Raw genomic sequence first — 21,199 nt, 5'->3', positions numbered from 1 at the left:
GACCGATCGCATGACGGAACGAATGGCAGCTGAAAACAGGCAACCGTCTGAAGATCAAGCTGCAGGGACTAGAGAAGATACCATCGCCGACTGGAGTGATGTCTACTTCAAGCGCACGAAGCAGGCGGTCGGCCGGTTCGGCGATGCTCAGGTTACCTATGCGCTGTTCATGCGCCGTCCTGTCATATCCGCACCAGGTCTTGTGGTTGACTGGTTGAACCAAGTGGCCGCAGATCGAGGCGTCGAGTTTGACGTGGACTTGCGCTACCGGGAAGGCAAGTGGGTCGGCGCCGGTGAGCCCATCATGTATATCACCGGTTCCCTCTATCACCTTTGTGATCTTGAGACCCTCATATTGCAGAAGCTTGGCCCTGCCTGTGTGGCCGCCCACAATGCCTTTTCCATGTGTGCGGACCTGCCGCATGTGGCTTTCCTCGCAATGGACGCGCGCCATTGCGCGGGAACGGAGATGGCTGAGTTGATGGCCTACGCGGCTTCTGTCGGCTCGGAGCGGGCAAAACGCAAGGTCGGGGCAGTCGGGTTCGTGGGGAGCTCGACCGATGCGACAGCTCATTTCTTCGGTCAGGAGAAGGGCGCCGGGACCATGCCGCACGCCTTCATCGGCTATGCAGGTTCAACCTTGCGGGCTGCGGAAATGTACGACGAGTGCTTTTCGGATGAGCCGATGACCGTTCTGGTGGATTACTTTGGACACGAAGTGACAGACAGCCTGGAAGTATGCCGTGCTTTCAGCAAGAGGGCCCGCGAGGGACAGCTTTCCTTGCGTATAGATATTGCTGGTAGCCGCTACATGGAAACCCTGGACCCGCCGGCATCCTACGCGGTGCTGGAACGTCACGTGCCGGAGGCCATTCGAGGTTTTCGTACCGAAGAGGAATTGCGCTATCTGGTCGGGCCAGGGGTGTCTGCTGCAGCCATCTGGCGGCTTCGCGAGGCACTGGATGAAGCTGGATTCCAGAAAGTGCGCATTGTTGCTTCCAGTGGTTTCGGGCCCAAGAAGTGCCGCCTGATGTCCGATGCCCATGCACCCATCAATGTCATCGGGACAGGCAGTTTCCTGCCGATCCGTTGGTCCGAAACCTACGCAACGGCTGATATTGTGGAATACGACGGCAAGCCGCGCGTCAAGGTCGGGCGCGAGTTCCTGCTTCGGCGCTGATTTCTGCTGCCGGTTTCATATCATTCCTGCCTGCCATTGCCGGTCCCCTTCATAGCCAGTAGACAGACGCCATGACAGAAGGCCTCAAGATAGCGCTTGCGCAATTCAATCCGGTTGTCGGAGATATTCCCGGGAACCTGGACAAGCTGGAGAAACTCCACAGCCTTGCTGCTGCTCAGGGCGCGAATCTTCTTGTCTGTCCGGAACTGTGCATCACTGGCTATCCGCCGGAGGACCTGGTGATGAAGCCTGCTTTTCTGAAGGCGGCCCGGCAGGCTGTCGTCGAGCTTGCCGCACATACCGCAGGGACAGCGACCGGCATTGTGGTTGGAGCTCCCTGGTACGAAGGCGGGTCTCTCGACGCACCTCTACGGGAGAAGGCTTACAATGCAGCATTGCTTCTGGATCAGGGTGAGGTTTCGGCCGTTCGCTACAAGCACCTGCTGCCGAACTACGGTGTTTTCGATGAAATGCGGGTCTTCCAGCCAGGGCCTTTGACCGGTCCTGTTGATTTCCGGGGGCATCGTTTGGGTCTGTTGGTCTGTGAAGATATGTGGCAGCCGGATGTCGCTGAATGCCTGGTTGAATCCGGTGCCGAGATGCTGGTGGTCATAAATGGATCACCCTATGAGACCGGAAAACGTGAGGAACGTCTACAACTGGCACTGTCCCGCGTGATCGAGACGGAGCTTCCTCTGATTTATGTCAACCAGGTGGGAGGGCAGGACGAGTTGGTTTTCGACGGAGCCAGCTTTGTGCTGGGGTCGCGCGGCGACCTGCGCTTCCAACTGCCCTGCTTCGAGGAAGCATTGATATGCAGCGATTGGCACGAAGGCAGTGACGGCTGGGATTGCGCCGTAGGTCTGCGTGAAGGGCAGAGCGAAGGGGAGGCTGATATTTACAGCGCCCTGGTAACCGGTTTGCGTGATTACGTGGACAAGAGCGGCTTTCCCGGAGTCATCATCGGCATGTCCGGTGGGATCGATTCTGCACTGTCTGCCGTTCTGGCAACCGATGCCCTGGGCCCGGACCGGGTGCGCTGTGTCATGATGCCGTCGCGCTATACCAGCCAGGAAAGCCTCGAGGATGCGCGCGAATGTGCTGCGCTTCTGGGGGTGCAACTGGACGATGTTGCAATCAATCCGGCCGTTGAAGCATTCGATGGCATGCTTGCTCCGCTTTTCTCGGGACTGGATCCGGACACGACCGAAGAGAACATTCAGGCGCGTATCCGCGGTATTCTCCTGATGGCGTTGTCCAACAAGTTCGCGCACATGGTTCTGTCCACCGGAAACAAGTCCGAGATGAGTGTGGGCTATTCCACGCTCTATGGCGACATGTGCGGTGGTTTCAACGCCTTGAAGGATGTCTACAAAACAACGGTTTACAGTCTCTCGCGTTGGCGAAATCAGAACCGTCCTGACAATGTGAAGGGACCTGCCGGGCAGGTGATTCCCGAACGTATCATCACCAAGGCGCCAACGGCCGAGTTGAGGCCTGATCAGACGGATCAGGACAGCCTGCCCACCTATGACATGCTGGACGATATCCTGAGCTGCATGATCGAGGAAGAGCTTGGTGTCGAAGAAATTGCGGCACGCGGTCATGAGCGATCGGTCATCAACCAAGTCTGGCGCATGCTCGAGAATGCGGAGTACAAGCGCCGGCAGGCACCGCCGGGCGTCAAGATCACGCGCCGCTCGTTTGGGCGCGATCGACGCTATCCGATCGTAAACAGATTCAAAGGGCCTGCATAAGGGGCTGAATAATATGAAAGTCAGGTTTGCACCAAGCCCTACCGGCGCGCTTCATGTCGGAAATGCACGTGTGGCACTTCTGAACTGGCTCTGGGCACGTCAGCAAGGTGGTTCGTTCCTGCTGCGTCTGGATGATACCGACCAGGAGCGCTCAACCCAGGCCTTTGCGGATGCCATCGAGGCTGACTTGAAATGGTTGCAGCTGGATTGGGATGAATTCGCTCGGCAATCTGATCGACTGGATCGCTACAACCTGGCAATCGAGCGATTGAAGACTTCCGAGCGTCTCTACGCCTGTTACGAGACGCCTGAAGAGTTGGAGTTGAAGCGCAAGCTCCAGCTCAAGTCCGGACGGCCGCCGATCTATGATCGCGAAGGCCTGACACTGAGTGAATCGCAAAAAAAAGCCTTTGAGGAGGAAGGACGCCGTCCGCACTGGCGTTTCCGCCTGGCTCATGATCCGATCGACTGGGACGATGCCGTCCGCGGAGCACAGCACTTCGAAGGCGACAAGCTCTCCGATCCTGTGCTGCTTCGCGAGGACGGACGTCCGCTCTATACCCTTTCATCGGTGGTTGATGACCTTGAGTTGGGAATTACCCATGTCCTGCGCGGCGAGGATCACGTTGCAAATACTGCGGTGCAGATTCAGTTGTTCCAGGCGCTGGAGGGAGAACCGCCCACTTTTGCGCATCTGCCTTTATTGACCGGTGCACAGGGGCAGGGACTGTCCAAGCGTCTTGGGTCTCTCTCGTTGGCCCAATTGCGCCAGGATGGCCTGGAGGCGATGACCCTGAACGCCTATCTGGCGCGTCTTGGCACCCCGGACCCTGTTGAAAGTGGTCAGGATCCCACGGACCTGATGCCTGGTTTCGATATCTCGCGTTACGGGCGGGCGACACCCCGGTTCGATCCCGATGAGCTGCAGGCTTTGAACAGCCGCATTCTGCATGAAATGCCCTTTACAAGGATTGCCGACTGGCTGCAGCAAGAAACGGGCCCGGATTTTACCGAAGACCTGTGGCTGGCCATTCGCGGGAATCTGGAAACGCGCAAGGATGCCTTGACCTGGTATCGCATCTGTCGATCGGAAATTGCGCCAGTGGTCGAGGATGGTTCCTTTCTGGAAACCGCACGTGAACTTCTGCCGCCTGTGCCCTGGGATCTTTCTACCTGGTCCATCTGGACGCAGGCCGTGAAGGACAAGACAGGTCGGAAAGGCAAGGCTCTGTTCATGCCCTTGCGACTGGCCCTTACGGGGCTATCCTCAGGACCCGAATTGAAGCATCTGCTGCCGCAGATTGGCTACGAACGGGCAGCCAAGCGCCTTGAGGGGCAGACGGCTTGACCCGCCCTGTGCGGCAGAGGATAGATGGTGCAAACACGAAAGAGCGCGCGACATAGCGCCAGCGGACCGGATCATATGCCCTTGCAGTTCTACAACACGCTGACACGCCGAAAGGAAACCTTTGTCCCGGAAGATCCGGAGAGGGTGCGCATCTATGTCTGTGGCCCGACCGTTTATGACTTTGCGCACATCGGAAATGCGCGGCCTGTCGTTGTCTTCGATGTCCTGTTCCGACTGCTTCGCCATGTCTATGGAGATACGCGCGTAACCTATGTCCGGAACATAACGGACGTCGATGACAAGATCCTGACGGCGGCCGACGAGCAGCAGCGCAGTATCAGCGATATCACCGAGAGCACCACGGCGGCCTTTCATGAGGACATGGATGCACTGGGGGCGCTTCGACCGACGATCGAACCGCGTGCCACGGGGCATATCGGTCAGATGATTGCCATGATCGAGGACCTTGTGGAGAAGGAGCATGCCTACGTGGCCGAGGGTCACGTGCTCTTCTCGGTCCCTTCCATGGAGGATTACGGACAGCTTTCCCGACGCTCCCGTGATGACCTGGTCGCAGGTGCGCGTGTCGATGTGGCCCCGTACAAGAAAGATCCGGCTGACTTTGTGCTCTGGAAGCCCAGTGCCGAGAACCAGCCAGGGTGGGAAAGCCCATGGGGACGAGGACGTCCGGGCTGGCATATCGAATGCTCTGCCATGAGCGCCGAGCATCTTGGGGAAACCTTCGATATTCACGGCGGTGGCCAGGACCTGGTTTTCCCGCATCATGAGAACGAGTTGGCTCAAAGCCGCTGTGCACACGGCACGTCAAGGATGGCCCGTTACTGGCTGCACAACGGCTATGTTGTCGTCAATGGCGAGAAGATGTCGAAGTCTCTCGGCAATTTTCTGACCGTCCGCCAGTTGCTTGAAGAAGGCTACGACGGCGAAGTCATTCGACTGGCTCTGCTTTCCGGCCATTACCGCCAGCCCCTGGACATCAACCGCGAGAAACTGGCGGAATCGAAAAGCCAGCTTGATCGTCTCTATGGGGCCTTGCGTCCCTTGGGGGATAGCCTGCCTGAAGCCAGCCGTGAGGAAACACCCGAAAGGCTTCTCGACGCCCTGTCAGATGATCTGAACACACCCCTTGCTCTTTCCGCCCTCCACGATCTGGCGCATGAGCTCAACAAGGCCAGTGATGAAGAGAAAGTTGGCTGCGCTGAAGCCCTGCTTTCAGGAGCGCATCTTCTGGGACTGCTGGAACGTGTCCCAGAAGCGTGGTTCAAGGGCAGCGAGGGAGACCTGGATGTTGTTGAGATCGAGCGCCTGATCGCAGAGCGGCTTGCTGCGCGCAAGGCGCGGGATTTTGCGACGGCAGACAGGATACGTGATGATCTTCTGGAGCGTGGCATCCTGTTGGAGGATGGGGCGCAAGGTACCACTTGGCGTCGGAGATGACCAAGGACCGGAAGCCTTCAGGGAATTGAATTTTCCGCCCAAGCTTGCGCAGCAAGAATTTGATTTGAAAGAGTAAAAACATGTCAGACGACAAGCGCATCTATCTTTTCGATTCGACCCTGCGTGACGGGGCGCAGACCAACGGCGTTGATTTCACGGTATCTGACAAGATTGCGATTGCGCAGGGTCTCGACCGCCTGGGGGTGGACTACGTCGAAGGCGGTTGGCCGGGTGCCAATCCGACGGACAATGCCTTTTTTGCGGAACCGCCCGAGTTGAAACATGCGAGCTTTGTCGCGTTTGGCATGACACGTAGATCCGGCCGCTCGGCTGCCAACGATCCTGGCTTGTCGGCCCTGGTCAATGCACAAACGGATGCGGCCTGCATTGTCGGCAAGACCTGGGACTTTCACGTGGAATTGGCCCTGGGGGTCAGCAATGAGGAAAACCTGGATATGATCCGGGACAGCATCGCGCACCTGAATACCTGCAAGGCCGAGGCGATGTTCGATGCGGAGCACTTTTTCGACGGCTTCAAGAGTAACCGGGACTATGCCCTGGCCTGCCTGAAAGCGGCACAGGAGGGAGGAGCCTCCTGGTTGGTTCTCTGCGATACCAACGGGGGTACGCTGCCTCATGAAGTCGAGGAGATCGTGGGAGAGGTGCGGCGGGAGCTTCCTGACTCGCATCTGGCAATTCATGCTCACAACGACACGGAGAATGCCGTCGCAAACTCACTGGCCGCGGTCAGGGCGGGGGCGCGTCAGATCCAGGGAACCTTGAACGGTCTGGGCGAGCGTTGTGGCAACGCCAACCTGGTGTCCCTGATCGGTTCACTGTCGCTCAAGACAGATTTTGAGACAGGCATTTCGGATACGCAGTTGACCCAGCTAAAGCCGATTTCGCGGCTTCTGGACGAGCGTCTGAACCGTACGTCCCAGAGGTCCGCCGCCTACGTTGGCGACAATGCCTTTGCCCACAAGGGTGGCCTCCATGTTTCTGCGGTCGAGAAGGATCCGCGCACCTACGAACATGTGGAGCCAGCACGTGTCGGGAACGTACGGCACATCGTCGTTTCGGATCAGGCCGGTCGGGCCAATATTTTGTCTCGTCTCAAGGAATTCGGGATTGAAGTTGATCCGAAGGATGAAAAAGTCAACCGGCTTGTCGACGAGATCAAACAGCGCGAATTCAATGGCTATGCCTATGATACCGCCGAAGCATCATTTGAACTTCTGGCGCGACGTACCCTGGGCAGCGTCCCCGAATACTACACGCTTCAGCGTTTCCGGGTCATGGATGATCGGCGCTGGAACGCGCGCGGTGAACTGGTGACGGAATCCGAAGCCACGATCAACCTTGCCATCAATGGGGAAGGGACAATGACTGTGGCGGAGGGCAACGGACCTGTCGATGCCCTGGACAGAGCCCTGAGGAAGTCGCTACTGCCCATCTATCCAATCCTGGAGACAATGCGGCTGTTGGACTACAAGGTGCGCATTCTGACACCCCAGGACGGAACCGGCGCGATCACGCGTGTGATGATCGAGAGCGGAGGGCGCACGGGACGATGGATAACCGTCGGTGTCTCCGCAAATATCATTGATGCCTCGTTCAATGCGTTATCGGATGCCATCACATGGAAGCTGTTCAGGAACAACCAGACCCCAGTGACCTGATGTCTGACCTGATGTCGCCTCAGGAATTCGCGCCAGCCGTCATTCTTGTCGCCCCGCAATTGGGTGAGAACATCGGTATGACGGCTCGTGCCATGTTGAACTGTGGGCTGACCGATTTGCGGTTGGTGAAGCCACGCGATGGCTGGCCAAATCGTGATGCCGTCACGGCGGCCGCAAGCGCAACAGAAGTTCTTGAGAAAGCACGCGTTTATCCTTCAACCGGCGATGCCGTCGCCGACCTTCATAGAGTCTATGTAACAACGGGCCGAAACCGTGAACTTGTGAAACCTACTCTTACCGCACGCGCGGCGGCCGCTGAGGTGCACAGCCTCGCCGGGAGCGACTTGCGCTGTGGTGTGCTTTTCGGTCCCGAGCGCACCGGCCTGGAGAATGACGACCTGGCTTTCGGAGATGCGATCATACGCATTCCACTGAACCCGGCTTACAAGTCGCTGAACCTTGCCCAGGCCGTCCTGGTTTTTGCCTATGAGTGGTTCCAGGAAGGCAGTGAAGCACCACCCCGGGAAGTTCCATCGGGTAACAGTCCTCTGGCAGATCGGGGCATGCTTGTCGGTTTTTTCGAACGCCTGGAAGGGGTGTTGGAGGAGAAAGGGTTTTTTCACCCACCCGAGAAACGGCCGGCCATGGTGCGGAATCTGCGTAGTTTCTTGTTGCGCGCAGAGCCGACGGAGCAGGAAATTCGTACCTTGCACGGTGTGCTCTCTGCGTTACTGGGGGCAAAGGTTCGCCGGGCACCATCGGCTAAACGAGAAGAGCCGGATACCCTCGAAAACTGAGTGTTTGTCACTGGCAAATGGCTGTTTGACTTATGGGGCTGCGGAAGTATAGTCCGGCCCCATTCCCGGGAATGTGGGGGACTAAGAGTCCTGCCCGCCAGCCAGAGTGCAACGGACTACCGGGACAAACTTCGATTAAAGAGGAGCGCGCAGATGTCAAAGCGCCTGAGTTCCAAGTACAAGATTGACCGACGCATGGGCGAAAACCTTTGGGGACGCCCGAAGAGCCCAGTTAACCGTCGTCAGTATGCCCCTGGCCAGCATGGCCAGCGCCGCCGCAAACCATCCGATTATGGAACCCAGCTCTTTGCCAAGCAGAAGCTGAAGGGCTACTACGGCAACATTGGTGAACGCCAGTTCCGTCGCTATTACGAAGAGGCCGTGCGCCGCCGTGGAGATACGGGTGAAAACCTGATCGAGCTGCTCGAGCGCCGCCTTGATGCCGTGGTCTATCGTTCGAAGTTCGTCCCCACCGTCTTCGCCGCGCGCCAGTTCGTGAATCACGGGCATGTCATGGTGAATGGCCAGCGCGTCAATGTTCCTTCTTATCAGGTGCGTGATGGCGATGTCGTCGAGATCAAGCAGAAGAGCAAGGAATTGACGGTGGTGCTTGAAGCTGTCGCCTTGCCGGAACGCGACGTCCCCGACTATATCGAGGTCGACCATCGTGAGATGAAGGCAAGCCTTATTCGTGGACCGAAGCTCGCGGATGTGCCCTATGCCGTTCAGATGGAACCGAACCTGGTCGTCGAGTTCTATTCACGCTAAGTCTTTTCCTTTATCAGGCCGATTGTTGACGGGGGCGAAACGCAGTTTCGCCCCCGTTCTGTCTTATGAGGGGCGGATTCTACACTTATGTTGATTGGTATGATCAATCTAGAGTGTGAATCATGAATAAGCCGACCTCCGTTTTTGTCTCGCATGGTGCGCCAACCTTGCCCTTGGAAAGTGAAAACCCTGCGCGGGCTTTCCTGCGTGAATTGGGCAGTCACCTGAGCCAAGGCGGTCAACCCGAGTCGATCCTGGTCGTGTCAGCCCATTGGGAAAGCAGCCTGCCGACTGTTTCCCTGGCGCAAGCCCCTGAGACGATCCACGACTTCTATGGTTTTCCCAGGGAACTCTATGAGTTGGAGTATCCTGCGGCAGGTGCCCCAGAATTGGCAGAGCGCACCAAGAAGCTTCTGGAGAAGAAGGGCATTCAGGCAGGAAGCGATGCAAATCGTGGCCTGGATCATGGGGCCTGGGTGCCGCTTCTGGAAATGTTTCCACAGGCTGACGTTCCTGTGACTCAGCTTTCGGTTTCCCCGGATCGCGGTGCTGACTTCCATTATGTTATGGGGGAGGCCCTGCAGCCCTTGAAAGAGGAGGGCGTCCTGATCCTGGCTTCTGGCGGGGCAGTTCACAACCTGATGCAATATCGACGGGACCCTGTGAATGTTGCTGAGTGGGCCCGCAGTTTCGACGACTTTCTGGCGGAGCATGTCCGTTCTGGTGCTGTAGATGAACTGCTGAGCTATTCAGCCAGATCCGACCACCTCCAGGCACATCCAACCGATGAACATTTCCTGCCCTTCTTCGTTGCCTTGGGCGCGGCCCGCGACAAGCAAGGGGAAGTCCTGCATCGAAGCTTCAGCCACGGCAGTCTTTCCATGGCCAGCTATGCCTGGTCTTGAGTGAATGATAGTTTGCGGCCCTTAGGTTGTTCTGCGGATGGGGGCCTTTTGCCCCTGGGCTACGAAGAAGACGACAAGACAGGCGAAGCCAACCGTCATCAGGTCAATCTGTTCACCCAGAAGCAGGTAGGCGGCCGCAAACGTCAGGAAGGGTTGCAGCAGCAGCATCTGTCCCACACGTGCGACACCGCCCATGGCCAGTCCCTTGTACCAGGCAAAAAAGCTGGCGAATTGACTGATGAGGGCGACGTAGAGGAAGCCACCAAAAGCCGGTAATGTCGGAATAGGGGTTTCGTAGGGAAAGAGCAGGAAACCCGCAGGCAGTGTCACGGGCAGGGCAATGACAAGTGCCCAGCAGATCGTTTGCCAGGCCTTCATGCTCTGCGAGAGACGCGCCCCTTGCGCGTAGCCCAAGGCTGCAAAGGCAACTGCCGCAAGCAGGGCCAGGTCAGCAATATGGATGCCGCCAGCCCCCTGGAAGAGCGAAAAGGCGATGACCGTCGCGCTGCCAAGAAGGCCGAACAACCAGAAACGCAGCGAGGGGCGTTCCGCATTGATGATTACACCTGCCAATGCCGTGGCCAAGGGCAGGAGACCCAATACGACGCCTCCGTGATTGGCGGGCACGTGCTGCATGGCCCATGAGGTGAGCAGTGGAAAGCCGAAGACCACACCGCTCGAGGCGACGGCAATATCTCTCCACATGCGCCCACGGGGAATCGGAGAACGCGTCACGACAAGGATGAGGACGGCACAGAAACCGGCCAGGGCCGCGCGTCCCAGCGCGATGAAATAGGGATCGAAAGAGTCCAGAGCCAGGATCGTGGCTGGGAGCGTGATACTGAAGCCCGTCACTCCCAGAAAACCCAGTAGCAGTCCGGATGATTCCGATGGGAGAGGGGGTGTTGGTGCCTGTCGGATACTGTCCATGATCCTGTTATTTCCCGCCCGGGCAAAGCTTTGCCTACAGAAAAAATGCGCCCTCGAGAGAAGGGCGCATTTTCCAATAGGCGGTTTGTGAAACCTGGAAGATCAGGCGGCGGTTTCGACTTCTATGCCACGAGAAGTCATCAATTCGGTCAACTCACCGCTCTGGAACATTTCACGGACAATGTCGCAGCCTCCCACGAATTCGCCCTTAACATAGAGCTGGGGGATGGTTGGCCAGTTCGAATAGTCCTTGATGCCCTGGCGCAGACCGGGATCCTCAAGGACGTTGATGCCCTTGTACTTGACCCCGAGGTGGGTCATCACTTGGACGACCACGGCGGAGAAACCGCACTGCGGAAAAACCGGCGTACCCTTCATGTAAACGACGACGTCGTTGTCGCTTACGTCCTGCTTGATGCGCTCGAAAACGGGATTATCCATGACTTGCCTCTCTAATACGGCCCAGTATCGCCTGACTGCCGTTTACTCTGTGGGTGCCGATGTCTGGAGGGCGAGGGCATGAAGCTCATTCCCCATGCGTCCCTGTAGAGCCTGATAAACCATCTGGTGCTGCTGCACGCGGCTTTTTCCTCGAAAGGATTCCGATACGATATAGGCGGCGTAGTGATCACCGTCCCCGCGCAGGTCCTCAATCGTGACCTGAGCGTCCGGGATTCCTTCCTTGATCAAGCTCTCGATTTCCGCCGGATTCATCGGCATATGGCTGTTACTCCTGTCAGTCCACTTACTATTTTCAGGCTACAGAATCGGCTGGATTCTCGGACATGTAGCGATCTAGCCAGTTTTCATGACCTTCTCGCAATTCCTCTAGAGAGATGTGTTGACCTGAAGAGAGTTTCAACGAATCCCCTCCGGTGCGACCGATCACCTCAGCCTTGATATCTGCTTTCCCGGCCGCTTCCAGCACGGCCTCTTTCTCGTTTGTCACCACAACATAGCGCGCCTGGTCCTCTGCGAACAACCATGCGGCTGTCGTGCGTGCACCTCTTGCTTCCAGGGACAGGCCGAGATTCCCCGCCAGTGCCATTTCGGCCAGGGCCACCAGAAGGCCTCCGTCAGAGATGTCATGACAGGCTGTGACTCGGCCGGCTTCAATCTGTTGAAGAATGAAGCGCCCATTACGCTTTTCGGATTCCAGGTCCACAGGAGGGGCGGGGCCTTCTTCGCGGCCATGCAATTCGCGCAGGTACAAGGATTGACCGAGATGTCCGCGCGTTTCCCCCACCAGAATGATGTCAAGGTCTGCGGCCGTAAAGCCGGCGGCCGGCAGTTCCTCCAGATCATCAACCAGGCCAACCCCTCCGATTACCGGTGTGGGCAGGATCGGCTGTCCCCCTGTCTCGTTGTAGAGCGAGACATTCCCCGAGATAACGGGATACGCGAGCACACTGCAGGCCTCCCCCATGCCCTGGATGCAGCCCACGATCTGGCCCATGATTTCAGGGCGCTCGGGGTTCCCGAAATTCAGGTTGTTGGTCACGGCCATGGGATGGGCTCCGACCGCGCAAAGATTGCGCCAGCTCTCGGCGACGGCCTGCTTGCCGCCTTCATGCGGGTCAGCCTGGCAATAGCGCGGAGTGCAGTCGGTCGTGGCTGCCAGCCCTCGGCGTCCGTCCGGAAGGCGGACGACAGCCGCATCTCCACCCGGCCGACGAATGGTGTCCCCGTTGATCAGATGGTCGTACTGCTCCCAAACCCAGCGTCGGCTGCACAGATCCGCAGTGCTCATAAGCTTCTTGAGATCCTGCAGAGGCTCTGTGGTTTCGGGCGTGTTGCCGTCGTTCAATGGTGCAGGCGCAGGCGTGGACTTGTGCGGACGGTCGTATTCCGGCGCCGCTTCGGCCAGGGGGTCGATGGGCAGATCGCCAACGGTTTCACCGTGCCAGCGTAGCTCCATGCGTCCGCTGTCCGTCAGGTGCCCGATCACGGCGAAATCCAGATCCCATTTCCTGAAAATCTGGCGGGCTTCGTCCTCGTGCCCGGGCTTGAGGACCATCAACATGCGCTCCTGGCTTTCCGAGAGCATCAACTCGTAGGGAGTCATGCCTTCTTCACGCATGGGCACACGTTCCAGGTCCAGGGCGACGCCAACTCCACCCTTGGAGGCCATTTCGAAGGAAGAGGAAGTGAGGCCGGCTGCGCCCATGTCCTGGATGGCAACGATGGCGTCCGTTTCCATGAGTTCCAGACAGGCTTCGATCAAAAGCTTCTCGGTGAAGGGATCACCGACCTGAACCGTGGGGCGTTTTTCCTCGGAGTCATCGCCGAATTCGGCACTGGCCATGGTGGCGCCATGTATCCCGTCCCGCCCTGTCTTCGAGCCGACGTAGACAACCGGGTTTCCGGGGCCCGCAGCCGCCGAATAGAATATGCGGTCGCTTGGTGCCAGGCCTACGGTCATGGCGTTGACGAGGATGTTGCCGTTGTAGGCGGGGTGAAAGTTGATCTCGCCGCCCACCGTGGGAATGCCGACACAGTTCCCGTACCCACCGATGCCGGCGACCACACCAGCCAGAAGGTGGCGGGTCTTTGGATGTCGCGGATCTCCGAAGCGCAGCGCGTTCAGGTTCATGATGGGGCGGGCGCCCATGGTGAATACATCTCGCAGAATGCCACCGACACCCGTGGCCGCCCCCTGATAGGGTTCTATGAAGCTGGGGTGGTTGTGGCTCTCGATCTTGAAGACGGCCGCCTGGCCTTCTCCTAAGTCTATGACGCCCGCATTCTCGCCAGGTCCCTGGATCACGTGCTGCCCTGTTGTGGGCAGGGACTTCAGCCACTTCTTGGATGACTTGTATGAGCAGTGCTCGGACCACATCACGGAAAATATGCCCAGTTCCACCAGGTTTGGCTCGCGCCCCATGATTTCCTTGACCCGCTCGTACTCTTCGGGGGCCAGACCGTGTTCGGCGATGATTTCCGGTGTGATTTCGCTCACGTTTCTCTCTCCGGCGCGAAAATGCGCTAGGGTGCAAGTCAGTTGAGTGTGTGGGTCAAGCTATCAAAGAGCCCACAGCCGTCGGTTCCGCCCTGTAGCGGCTCTGTCGCATTCTCGGGGTGCGGCATCAGTCCCAGGATCCGCCTTGAGGCACTGAGAATACCTGCAATCTCATCCTGTGATCCGTTGGGATTGCTGCGATCATCCTGCCCGCCTTGAGCAGAACAGTAGCGAAGCGCGATACGGTCCTCATCACGCAGCCTTTTCAGTTCTTGCCCGTCGGCATAATAGCAGCCGTCGTGATGCGCGACCGGCACCCGTATCACCTGGCCATTCCGGTAACCGGTCGTGAAAGGGCTTTCGGTTGTCTCTACGCGCAGGTGGACATCCCGGCACACGAACTTCAGGCCGGCATTTCGCAACAGGGCACCGGGCAAAAGTCCGGCTTCCGTCAGGATCTGGAATCCATTGCAGATCCCGAGTACGGCGACACCCCGTTCCGCCTGCCGGACAACTTCTTTCATGACGGGGGAATGGGCTGCCATGGCGCCTGCACGCAGGTGATCACCATAGGAGAATCCCCCGGGCAGGACGATCAGATCAACCTTCGGAAGGCTGGCATCCTTGTGCCACACCACATGGGGAGCATGACCCGTGGCACGTTCCAGTGCCATGACCACGTCCTTTTCTCGGTTTGTCCCCGGAAAGCGAATAACGGCAGTTTGCATGATCCCGCTCAGGCCTCGATTTCGACCTGGTAGTTCTCGATGACAGTGTTGGCCAGCAACTTCCGGCACATCTCGTCGACTTCGGCCCGGGCCTTTTCGGGATCGGATTCCTTCAAGTCGAGTTCCAGGTATTTTCCTTGGCGAACTTCTTCCACACCATCGAATCCAAGCGCATCCAGCGCATGTGAAATAGTCTTGCCCTGAGGGTCCAGAACACCGGGCTTGAGCGTTACGTGAATACGGGCTTTCATCACCAGATCCCTCCCAGCTTCAATCGCGCGGAGACTACCCCCCTGGCCCCCGAGCCGCAACGTCCGATCGGCCCCTTTTGCTCTACCTGGCAGGCTGGTCGCGGGACAGCCAAGCGAGTAGGCTCAGGGACAGGATCACAAGACATCGGGATGTTGCAAGGATGCCTCTTATGGAGTTCAGCCAGTTTCGAGAACTGCGGTCCGAGGACGACCGGCAGGCCGCAAATGAGCCGCACTTTGATGCTGCGTTCCGCCACAAGCTGGAGGAACTTCTGTACTGGCGCAGGGATGTCCGTCATTTCAGCTCGTCAAGCCTTCCTCAGGGAGTTGTCGATGACACCCTGACGCTTGCCTGTGATACAGCGCCATCGGTCGGCAACAGCCAACCTTGGCGTTTCATCAAGGTATCCGATGCGAAGGCCAGGAATGCCATTGTTTGCAATTTCCAGGCCTGCAATGAGGATGCGCTCCGATCCCAATCCTCGGAACGGCGTCAACTCTATGCCAGCTTGAAGCTCGAAGGCTTGCAGCAGGCGCCGGAACAACTGGCTGTTTTCTGCGACGAGGGAACCATCCAGGGACATGGCCTGGGGCAGTCAACCATGCCGGAAACCAGACGTTATTCCGTCGTGATGGCCATCCACACATTGTGGCTGTTGCTGCGCGGGCAGGGGATTGGGATGGGTTGGGTTTCCATCCTTGATCCGGCCCGACTCAAGCGGGATCTGGATGTCCCGAAGGCCTGGAGCTTTGTCGGTTATCTCTGCATGGGCTATCCCTTGCATACCAGCAGGGTTGCCGAATTGCAGGAGACAGGCTGGCAGGCGCGGCAGGAGCCTTCAGCGACCATCATGCATAGGCGTTCGTGAAGTCCTGCCGGTTTACTTGTTACGCCGGGAATGCCGGTTCTGGCGAATGATCAGGCTGATGAAAAGCGCAACGAGGAAGCCGGCACCGATCAGGGCGAAGAGCAGTGGTCCCCAATAACTCTCGATACCAGCGTACTGCAGGTTTGTGTAAGAGTTCAGAGACAACAGCCCGACGCCCGCTATGAAGAAGCTGGCCACGATGAGAACGAGCAGCGGCCCACGTCCTGGGCGATGTCCGCTCATTGCATGACTTTCGGCGGCTTCATGTCGACAGGTCCGGCTTCCGGCAGGACTCCGAGACGACGCGCCACTTCCTGATAGGCTTCCTCGACCTTGCCCATATCCTGGCGGAAGCGGTCCTTGTCCAGCTTCTCATTGGTGGCAACGTCCCAGAGACGGCAGCTATCCGGACTGATCTCGTCCGCCAGAACGATTCGCATCTGGTCATCCTCCCAGAGACGCCCGAATTCCAGTTTGAAATCCACCAGCTTGAGACCGATTCCGAGGAAGAGACCATTCAGGAAATCATTGATGCGCAAGGTCAGTTGCAACATCTCATCGAGGTCCTGCGGACTGGCCCAGCCAAAAGCCGTAATGTGCTCCTCGGTGACCATCGGATCGCCGAGGGCATCGTCCTTCAGGCAATATTCGACAATGGCGCGAGGCAGGATGGTACCTTCTTCAATGCCCAGGCGCTTGCTGAGTGAACCAGCCGCGACGTTGCGCACGATGATTTCCAATGGAATGATCTCGACTTCCCGAATCAACTGTTCGCGCATGTTCAGGCGTCGCACGAAATGCGTGGGAATGCCGATCTCTTCCAATTTCTGCATGAGAAATTCGGAAATCCGGTTGTTGAGAACGCCCTTGCCCGCAATCAAGCCCTGCTTCTGATTGTTGAAGGCCGTGGCATCATCCTTGAAGTACTGAACCAATGTCCCTGGCTCGGGGCCTTCAAAGAGGACCTTGGCCTTGCCTTCATAAATTTTCTTGCGCCGCATGTTGCTGTCCGATCGCCGAGCAGGTTGATTTGATATTGGATCAGTATCCGGAAGCCGAATTCCATCATCGTTCCCGCTTGTATAGCAGTGTGTGGAAGAGCGGACAATCGCAGCCAATGCAGGGCTGAAGCGCTTTAGCGCATGCTATGGGTGGCTGAAACCTCCCCTGTTTCGCAGTCGCAAAACAGCGCTTGATTGTTATGTTGCAGTGCGGGATAAGCCCGTTCTCATGATTCTTCGCCAGGATTCGGTATAGCCGGATGGCTTCTCCGGCCGCCTATCCGCCGGACAACAAAAAACCAAGGATTCCCTGAGGGCCTGGTTGCCCGAAGTTTATTCGTATCAACGGAAACTCATGTCTTTATTTTCTGCCTACCGCGAGCAGTGGTTGGGCAATCTGCGCGCGGATGTACTATCCGGTGTTGTCGTTGCCCTGGCGCTGATCCCGGAAGCCATTGCTTTTTCCATTATTGCTGGAGTCGACCCCAAGGTCGGGCTGTATGCATCCTTCTCGATTGCCGTCATCACGGCCTTCACGGGAGGGCGTCCAGGCATGATCTCGGCAGCTACGGCTGCCACGGCCGTGCTGATGATCACCCTGGTGCGTGACCATGGTCTGGAATACCTGCTGGCAGCCACCATACTGGCGGGCCTGTTGCAGATACTCGCTGGCTACCTTCGCTTGGGTTATGCGATGCGATTCGTTTCCCGCTCCGTTATGACGGGGTTCGTGAACGCCTTGGCGATCCTCATCTTCCTGGCACAAATCCCCGAACTGACGGGGGTGCCCTCCCTGACCTATGTCATGGTCGCTGCCGGCCTGGCGATCATCTATCTCTTCCCGCGCTTGACCAAGGCAATACCTTCTCCGTTGGTTTGCATCCTTGTGCTTACGGGTGTCTCCATTGGCTTGGGGATGGACCTGCGTACAGTCGGGGATATGGGAGAACTTCCGTCGACACTACCTGTTTTCCTTCTTCCCGATGTGCCCTTAACGCTGGAGACAGTTTCGATCATTCTGCCTTATTCGGCCGCCGTGGCCGCAGTCGGTCTTCTGGAATCCCTCATGACAGCCTCCATCGTTGATGAACTGACGGACACAGCCAGTGACAAGAACCGGGAATGCATCGGCCAGGGACTCGCCAACACGGCCACCGGCTTCATTGGAGGCATGGCAGGCTGTGCCATGATCGGGCAGTCCATCATCAATATCAAATCCGGTGGACGCGGGCGGCTTTCCTCATTCACTGCAGGCGTCTTCCTGTTGTTCATGATTGTCGTCCTTGGAGACTGGGTGAAGCAGATTCCGATGGCTGCGCTCGTTTCCATCATGATCATGGTGGCCATCGGTACTTTCAGCTGGTCATCGATCCGGAACCTCAAGCATCATCCCCGCAGTTCTTCACTGGTCATGCTGGCAACGGTCGTCTGTGTTGTGCTCACGCACAATCTTGCCATCGGCGTGCTGGTCGGTGTTCTGCTTTCCGCAATATTCTTCGCATGGAAGATTGCACGGATATTCGAGGTTTCTTCTGAGCTGTCCGAGGATGAAACCTCCAGGCTCTACAAGGTTGAGGGACAGCTCTTCTTTGCCTCGGTCGAGGACTTTATGGCGGCATTTGATTTCCGAGAGGCGCTCGAGAAGGTGACGATTGATGTCAGCCGTGCCCATATCTGGGACCTTTCGAGTGTGGCAGCCTTGGACACGGCAGTCGTCAAGTTTCGCCGCGAAGGCGCCTCCGTGGAGATAACCGGCCTCAACGAAGCCAGCCGAACTCTGGTGGGTCGGCTGGGCATTCATGACAAGCCCGATGCAATGGAACGCCTGCTGGGCCATTAGGAAGGAAGAAACATGTCCAAACTCGTCGCCTTCATTGATGGCTCCATCTATTCCAAGAGTGTATGCGAGCACGCGGCCTGGCTGGCCCGGGAAACGGGACTGCCCTTGGAAGTTCTGCATGTGCTGGGGCGCCGGGAGATATCGAGCACACCTTCCGACCTGAGTGGAAGCATTTCGCTTGGGGCACGATCCTCTCTGCTGAAGGAACTCACGGAACTAGATGAACAGCGCGCGCAGCTTGCACAGAAAAGAGGGCGTCTGATCCTGAACGAAGCGAAGACGGCTTTGAATGAAGCAGGCGTGCAGTCCGTATCGACCCGCTTGCGGACTGGGGACATCCTGGCGGCTGTTGAGGAATATGAAGACCTGGCTGAAATGCTCGTGGTCGGAAAGAGAGGTGAAGCCGCGGATTTTGCCCGTCTCCATCTCGGCTCCAACCTGGAGCGTATTGTCCGCAGCAGCAGGAAACCAATTCTGGTCGCTTCGCGCAGTTACAAGCCAGTACAGAAGGTGCTGGTGACCTTTGACGGTGGGCCCAGTTGCCGCAAGGCAATCAGCTATATGGCCAGAGGCCCCCTGTTTGCCGACCTGGCATGTCACCTGCTGTTGGTCGGGGAGGACAGTGACAGCAACAGGCAATCCCTGGAGGCGGCCCGGAAGGAGCTTGAGGAGGCAAGTCGTGTCGTTACGACGGAACGGCTACAGGGACAGCCCGAAAAGCTCATAGCCAGGGCCGTCGAGAATGAGGCCGCAAACCTGCTGGTCATGGGGGCTTACGGGCATTCACGGATACGCAGTCTGATCATTGGAAGCACGACAAGCGAAATGATCCGCTCCTGCCCGATTCCCGTTCTGCTGTTCCGATGAGTCTTGTCAGGTAAACTATTGCGGCAGCCTGTCCGGATGAAGGAAGCAGTTAATCTGGTGGTCATTGATCAGACCCGAAGCCTGCATGAAGGCGTAGCAAATCTTGGGGCCAACAAAGCGAAACCCCGCCTTCTTGAGTTTTGCCGAAAGCGCACGTGATTCAGTTGTTTCGCTCGGTACTTCTTCCAGCCGGGAAAAGCGGTTGATACGCGGCGCACCTGCCACGCTTTCCCATATGAAGCCCGCGAAGCCTTTAGGATGCTCATCCATGATTCGGCACCAACTACGTGCGCCGCCCAGAGTGGCTTCGATCTTGCCTCTATGGCGTATAATGCCTGGGTCCTGAAGCAGTCTTTCGACCTGCTCGTTTTCCCAGCTTGCCAATATTTCGGGATCAAATCCGGCGAAGGTCGCACGGAAGTTCTTGCGCTTCTTCAGGATCGTCAACCAGGAGAGGCCAGCCTGAAAGCCTTCCAGCATCAGGGTCTCGAACAGAAGCTTGGGATCTTCCTGGGGGCGCCCCCATTCCGTGTCATGGTAGGCAATATATAGGGGGTCATCCGTGACCCAGGCGCAGCGGGATTGGGTCATGCCGGTGTGACCAGAGGCGCGTAGTAGCAGGAGGGGAAACCGGCCAGTGCGCGCCCTTCTTCATTGAAGGGCGGTTTCAATGGCCCGCGGAAATATCGGCTTACAAGATCCTGCCAGGTGTCCACCGGCTTCAGATCCTTCTGCGCGCAGAGCCATTCGAACCATTTGCGCCCGACCGCCACATGCCCAATTTCCTCTTGGTAGATGAGTTCGAGTATTTCCGCCGACCGCCTGTCGTCCGCGGCCTTGAGCTTTCTTATCATGTCAGGCGTGACGTCCAGGCCGCGCGCTTCCAGCACCATGGGGACGACGGCCAGACGGGCAAGCAGGTTATCGGCTGTCGCTTCAGAGGCCTGCCAAAGTCCGTCGTGAGCAGGCAGGGCACCGTAATGCGAACCAAGTACCTCCAAGCGTTCAGACAATAGCAGAAAGTGTTTCGATTCTTCGTCTGCGATGCGAACCCAGTCATCGAAGAATGCTTCCGGCAAGGCCTGGTCACCAAAGCGCGCGATGATATCCCATGCCAGGTCCACGGCGTTCAACTCGATGTGTGCCAGGGCATGCAACAGCGCAATGCGGCCTTCGGGACCGGTCCCGATCTTGCGTCTCGGGACCTCCCGGGGTGGCCGTAGCCGGGGCGTGTCTGGGCGAGCCGGACGGTTCGGAGGACGTGCATGTCCGACAGTGCGACGGGTTGCCCCCCGCCATTGCGCAGCGATATCTCGCCCGAGCCTGGCTTTCTGCTCGGCGGAAGCGGTTTCAAGGATCTTGATTGCCGCCGCCGAGAGGTTTGCTTCGGTCAAAGCTTCTGCGCCTCCTGCAGAACCGCATCCACATGACCGTTGACTTTTACCTTGCGCCATATCTTGCGCAACACGCCCTCTTCATCGATCAGAAAGGTTGAGCGTTCGATGCCCATGAATTTCTTGCCATACATGGATTTCTCGACCCATGTGCCATAGGCCTCGCATACCGATCCGTCCTCATCAGATGCCAGCGTGAAATTCAGGTTGTGCTTGTCCTTGAACTTGTCGTGGGACTTTACGGAGTCTCTTGAAACACCGATTACGACTGCATCGGTTCCGAAGAAGTCCGGCAGGGAATCACGAAAGCCGCAGGCTTCCTTGGTGCAGCCCGAAGTGTCATCGCGCGGATAGAAGTAGAGGACAACCTTGCGCCCGCGAAGCTCGCTGAGGGATATCTTGCCCCCTCCATCGGTGGGCATTGTGAAATCAGGGGCTTTCTGGCCTTCTTCCAGCGCCATTTGTTTC

Annotated in this window: 22 protein-coding genes and 1 other annotated feature; of the genes, 11 read left to right on the top strand and 11 right to left on the bottom strand. The window is 57.8% G+C overall.

The genetic code is table 11. From position 1 onward, the window contains the following. Positions 1 to 22 precede the first annotated feature (22 nt). The 8 genes from G502_RS0103070 to G502_RS0103035 all read left to right on the top strand — a co-directional run bounded on the left by G502_RS0103070 (position 23) and on the right by G502_RS0103035 (position 9,892). Positions 23 to 1,180 (top strand): beta/alpha barrel domain-containing protein, encoded by a 1,158-nt coding sequence (locus G502_RS0103070; RefSeq protein WP_051152024.1) that lies wholly within the window; start codon positions 23 to 25, stop codon positions 1,178 to 1,180. A gap of 71 nt (positions 1,181 to 1,251) precedes the next feature. After that, a complete protein-coding gene (locus G502_RS0103065) occupies positions 1,252 to 2,937 on the top strand; it encodes an NAD+ synthase (protein ID WP_022727188.1) in 1,686 nt (561 codons plus the stop codon). 4 nt (positions 2,938 to 2,941) lie between these two features. Then, positions 2,942 to 4,285 (top strand): glutamate--tRNA ligase, encoded by a 1,344-nt coding sequence (gene gltX / locus G502_RS0103060; RefSeq protein ID WP_026989005.1) that lies wholly within the window; start codon positions 2,942 to 2,944, stop codon positions 4,283 to 4,285. 75 nt (positions 4,286 to 4,360) lie between these two features. Beyond that, positions 4,361 to 5,743: a cysteine--tRNA ligase gene (cysS, locus tag G502_RS0103055; protein ID WP_022727186.1), complete on the top strand. Its 1,383-nt coding sequence runs from the start codon at positions 4,361 to 4,363 to the stop codon at positions 5,741 to 5,743. A gap of 80 nt (positions 5,744 to 5,823) precedes the next feature. After that, positions 5,824 to 7,422 carry a citramalate synthase gene (gene cimA, locus G502_RS0103050; RefSeq protein ID WP_022727185.1) on the top strand — a complete coding sequence of 533 codons (1,599 nt, stop codon included), beginning with the start codon at positions 5,824 to 5,826 and terminating at the stop codon, positions 7,420 to 7,422. Then, positions 7,383 to 8,219, top strand: coding sequence for an RNA methyltransferase (locus G502_RS18405; RefSeq protein ID WP_245560703.1), 837 nt, complete (start codon positions 7,383 to 7,385; stop codon positions 8,217 to 8,219). Before cimA ends, G502_RS18405 begins: the two co-directional genes overlap by 40 nt. Before the next feature lie 153 nt (positions 8,220 to 8,372). Continuing rightward, positions 8,373 to 8,987, top strand: a complete 615-nt coding sequence (rpsD, locus tag G502_RS0103040; RefSeq protein WP_022727183.1) for a 30S ribosomal protein S4 — start codon at positions 8,373 to 8,375, stop codon at positions 8,985 to 8,987. Between the two features lie 122 nt (positions 8,988 to 9,109). Beyond that, on the top strand, positions 9,110 to 9,892 hold the full coding sequence (locus G502_RS0103035; protein ID WP_022727182.1) for a DODA-type extradiol aromatic ring-opening family dioxygenase: 783 nt from the start codon (positions 9,110 to 9,112) through the stop codon (positions 9,890 to 9,892). 21 nt (positions 9,893 to 9,913) lie between these two features. Here G502_RS0103035 and G502_RS0103030 read toward each other — a convergent pair whose 3' ends face one another. The 6 genes from G502_RS0103030 to purS all read right to left on the bottom strand — a co-directional run bounded on the left by G502_RS0103030 (position 9,914) and on the right by purS (position 14,760). Further along, a complete protein-coding gene (locus G502_RS0103030; RefSeq protein ID WP_022727181.1) occupies positions 9,914 to 10,822 on the bottom strand; it encodes a DMT family transporter in 909 nt (302 codons plus the stop codon). Positions 10,823 to 10,924: 102 nt separating this feature from the next. Then, positions 10,925 to 11,263 carry a Grx4 family monothiol glutaredoxin gene (gene grxD, locus G502_RS0103025; protein WP_022727180.1) on the bottom strand — a complete coding sequence of 113 codons (339 nt, stop codon included), beginning with the start codon at positions 11,261 to 11,263 and terminating at the stop codon, positions 10,925 to 10,927. A gap of 42 nt (positions 11,264 to 11,305) precedes the next feature. Next, positions 11,306 to 11,542 carry a BolA family protein gene (locus G502_RS0103020; protein ID WP_022727179.1) on the bottom strand — a complete coding sequence of 79 codons (237 nt, stop codon included), beginning with the start codon at positions 11,540 to 11,542 and terminating at the stop codon, positions 11,306 to 11,308. Between the two features lie 34 nt (positions 11,543 to 11,576). Beyond that, the gene (purL, locus tag G502_RS0103015; RefSeq protein WP_022727178.1) at positions 11,577 to 13,781 is read right to left on the bottom strand and encodes a phosphoribosylformylglycinamidine synthase subunit PurL; all 2,205 of its coding nucleotides are present in this window, start codon (positions 13,779 to 13,781) and stop codon (positions 11,577 to 11,579) included. A gap of 38 nt (positions 13,782 to 13,819) precedes the next feature. Further along, positions 13,820 to 14,509 (bottom strand): phosphoribosylformylglycinamidine synthase subunit PurQ, encoded by a 690-nt coding sequence (gene purQ / locus G502_RS0103010; RefSeq protein ID WP_022727177.1) that lies wholly within the window; start codon positions 14,507 to 14,509, stop codon positions 13,820 to 13,822. Positions 14,510 to 14,517: 8 nt separating this feature from the next. After that, positions 14,518 to 14,760, bottom strand: coding sequence for a phosphoribosylformylglycinamidine synthase subunit PurS (gene purS, locus G502_RS0103005; protein WP_022727176.1), 243 nt, complete (start codon positions 14,758 to 14,760; stop codon positions 14,518 to 14,520). 170 nt (positions 14,761 to 14,930) lie between these two features. On the opposite strand from purS, the gene bluB reads away from it, so the two are divergent. Next, complete coding sequence (gene bluB, locus G502_RS0103000) at positions 14,931 to 15,629, top strand: 5,6-dimethylbenzimidazole synthase (RefSeq protein WP_022727175.1); 699 nt, start codon at positions 14,931 to 14,933, stop codon at positions 15,627 to 15,629. Between the two features lie 12 nt (positions 15,630 to 15,641). On the opposite strand, the gene G502_RS0102995 is transcribed toward bluB, so the two are convergent. Next, positions 15,642 to 15,872, bottom strand: coding sequence for a hypothetical protein (locus G502_RS0102995; protein ID WP_022727174.1), 231 nt, complete (start codon positions 15,870 to 15,872; stop codon positions 15,642 to 15,644). Next, positions 15,869 to 16,630, bottom strand: a complete 762-nt coding sequence (gene purC / locus G502_RS0102990) for a phosphoribosylaminoimidazolesuccinocarboxamide synthase (protein WP_022727173.1) — start codon at positions 16,628 to 16,630, stop codon at positions 15,869 to 15,871. Before purC ends, G502_RS0102995 begins: the two co-directional genes overlap by 4 nt. 240 nt (positions 16,631 to 16,870) lie before the next feature. Continuing rightward, positions 16,871 to 16,924 (top strand) — a sequence feature (sul1 is cis-regulatory element that is thought to sense ions involved in sulfur or methionine metabolism; They are found in Alphaproteobacteria). A 61-nt stretch (positions 16,925 to 16,985) separates the two neighbouring features. Here purC and G502_RS0102985 point away from each other — a divergent pair. Together G502_RS0102985 and G502_RS0102980 are read left to right on the top strand one after the other, a co-directional pair. Continuing rightward, positions 16,986 to 18,470, top strand: coding sequence for a SulP family inorganic anion transporter (locus G502_RS0102985; RefSeq protein WP_022727172.1), 1,485 nt, complete (start codon positions 16,986 to 16,988; stop codon positions 18,468 to 18,470). 12 nt (positions 18,471 to 18,482) lie between these two features. Continuing rightward, positions 18,483 to 19,337, top strand: a complete 855-nt coding sequence (locus G502_RS0102980; protein WP_022727171.1) for a universal stress protein — start codon at positions 18,483 to 18,485, stop codon at positions 19,335 to 19,337. A gap of 15 nt (positions 19,338 to 19,352) precedes the next feature. Here G502_RS0102980 and G502_RS0102975 read toward each other — a convergent pair whose 3' ends face one another. Genes G502_RS0102975 through bcp form a run of 3 tightly spaced genes read right to left on the bottom strand, consistent with a single transcriptional unit; the run spans position 19,353 to position 21,192 of the window. Next, positions 19,353 to 19,928: a DNA-3-methyladenine glycosylase I gene (locus G502_RS0102975; RefSeq protein ID WP_022727170.1), complete on the bottom strand. Its 576-nt coding sequence runs from the start codon at positions 19,926 to 19,928 to the stop codon at positions 19,353 to 19,355. Then, on the bottom strand, positions 19,925 to 20,731 hold the full coding sequence (locus G502_RS0102970; RefSeq protein ID WP_022727169.1) for a ferritin-like domain-containing protein: 807 nt from the start codon (positions 20,729 to 20,731) through the stop codon (positions 19,925 to 19,927). Before G502_RS0102970 ends, G502_RS0102975 begins: the two co-directional genes overlap by 4 nt. Next, positions 20,728 to 21,192, bottom strand: a complete 465-nt coding sequence (gene bcp, locus G502_RS0102965; RefSeq protein WP_022727168.1) for a thioredoxin-dependent thiol peroxidase — start codon at positions 21,190 to 21,192, stop codon at positions 20,728 to 20,730. The genes G502_RS0102970 and bcp overlap by 4 nt, the downstream gene beginning before the upstream one ends. Positions 21,193 to 21,199 lie beyond the last annotated feature (7 nt).

Source organism: Fodinicurvata sediminis DSM 21159, assembly GCF_000420625.1.
GTDB lineage: Bacteria > Pseudomonadota > Alphaproteobacteria > Kiloniellales > DSM-21159 > Fodinicurvata > Fodinicurvata sediminis.
The sequence above is the reverse complement of the archived record's forward strand: the minus strand, read 5'-3'. Positions and strand labels throughout refer to the sequence as shown.

Coding starts and splice junctions, on each gene's coding strand:
- G502_RS0102985 (WP_022727172.1), top strand. CDS start 16,986: ATGTCTTTATTTTCTGCCTACCGCGAGCAGTGGTTGGGCAATCTGCGC.
- G502_RS0102975 (WP_022727170.1), bottom strand. CDS start 19,928: ATGACCCAATCCCGCTGCGCCTGGGTCACGGATGACCCCCTATATATT.
- G502_RS0103020 (WP_022727179.1), bottom strand. CDS start 11,542: ATGCCGATGAATCCGGCGGAAATCGAGAGCTTGATCAAGGAAGGAATC.
- bcp (WP_022727168.1), bottom strand. CDS start 21,192: ATGGCGCTGGAAGAAGGCCAGAAAGCCCCTGATTTCACAATGCCCACC.
- purQ (WP_022727177.1), bottom strand. CDS start 14,509: ATGCAAACTGCCGTTATTCGCTTTCCGGGGACAAACCGAGAAAAGGAC.
- purS (WP_022727176.1), bottom strand. CDS start 14,760: ATGAAAGCCCGTATTCACGTAACGCTCAAGCCCGGTGTTCTGGACCCT.
- cysS (WP_022727186.1), top strand. CDS start 4,361: ATGCCCTTGCAGTTCTACAACACGCTGACACGCCGAAAGGAAACCTTT.
- G502_RS0102995 (WP_022727174.1), bottom strand. CDS start 15,872: ATGAGCGGACATCGCCCAGGACGTGGGCCGCTGCTCGTTCTCATCGTG.
- rpsD (WP_022727183.1), top strand. CDS start 8,373: ATGTCAAAGCGCCTGAGTTCCAAGTACAAGATTGACCGACGCATGGGC.
- bluB (WP_022727175.1), top strand. CDS start 14,931: ATGGAGTTCAGCCAGTTTCGAGAACTGCGGTCCGAGGACGACCGGCAG.
- G502_RS0103030 (WP_022727181.1), bottom strand. CDS start 10,822: ATGGACAGTATCCGACAGGCACCAACACCCCCTCTCCCATCGGAATCA.
- purC (WP_022727173.1), bottom strand. CDS start 16,630: ATGCGGCGCAAGAAAATTTATGAAGGCAAGGCCAAGGTCCTCTTTGAA.
- cimA (WP_022727185.1), top strand. CDS start 5,824: ATGTCAGACGACAAGCGCATCTATCTTTTCGATTCGACCCTGCGTGAC.
- grxD (WP_022727180.1), bottom strand. CDS start 11,263: ATGGATAATCCCGTTTTCGAGCGCATCAAGCAGGACGTAAGCGACAAC.
- G502_RS18405 (WP_245560703.1), top strand. CDS start 7,383: ATGGAAGCTGTTCAGGAACAACCAGACCCCAGTGACCTGATGTCTGAC.
- G502_RS0103070 (WP_051152024.1), top strand. CDS start 23: ATGGCAGCTGAAAACAGGCAACCGTCTGAAGATCAAGCTGCAGGGACT.
- G502_RS0103065 (WP_022727188.1), top strand. CDS start 1,252: ATGACAGAAGGCCTCAAGATAGCGCTTGCGCAATTCAATCCGGTTGTC.
- G502_RS0102980 (WP_022727171.1), top strand. CDS start 18,483: ATGTCCAAACTCGTCGCCTTCATTGATGGCTCCATCTATTCCAAGAGT.
- G502_RS0103035 (WP_022727182.1), top strand. CDS start 9,110: ATGAATAAGCCGACCTCCGTTTTTGTCTCGCATGGTGCGCCAACCTTG.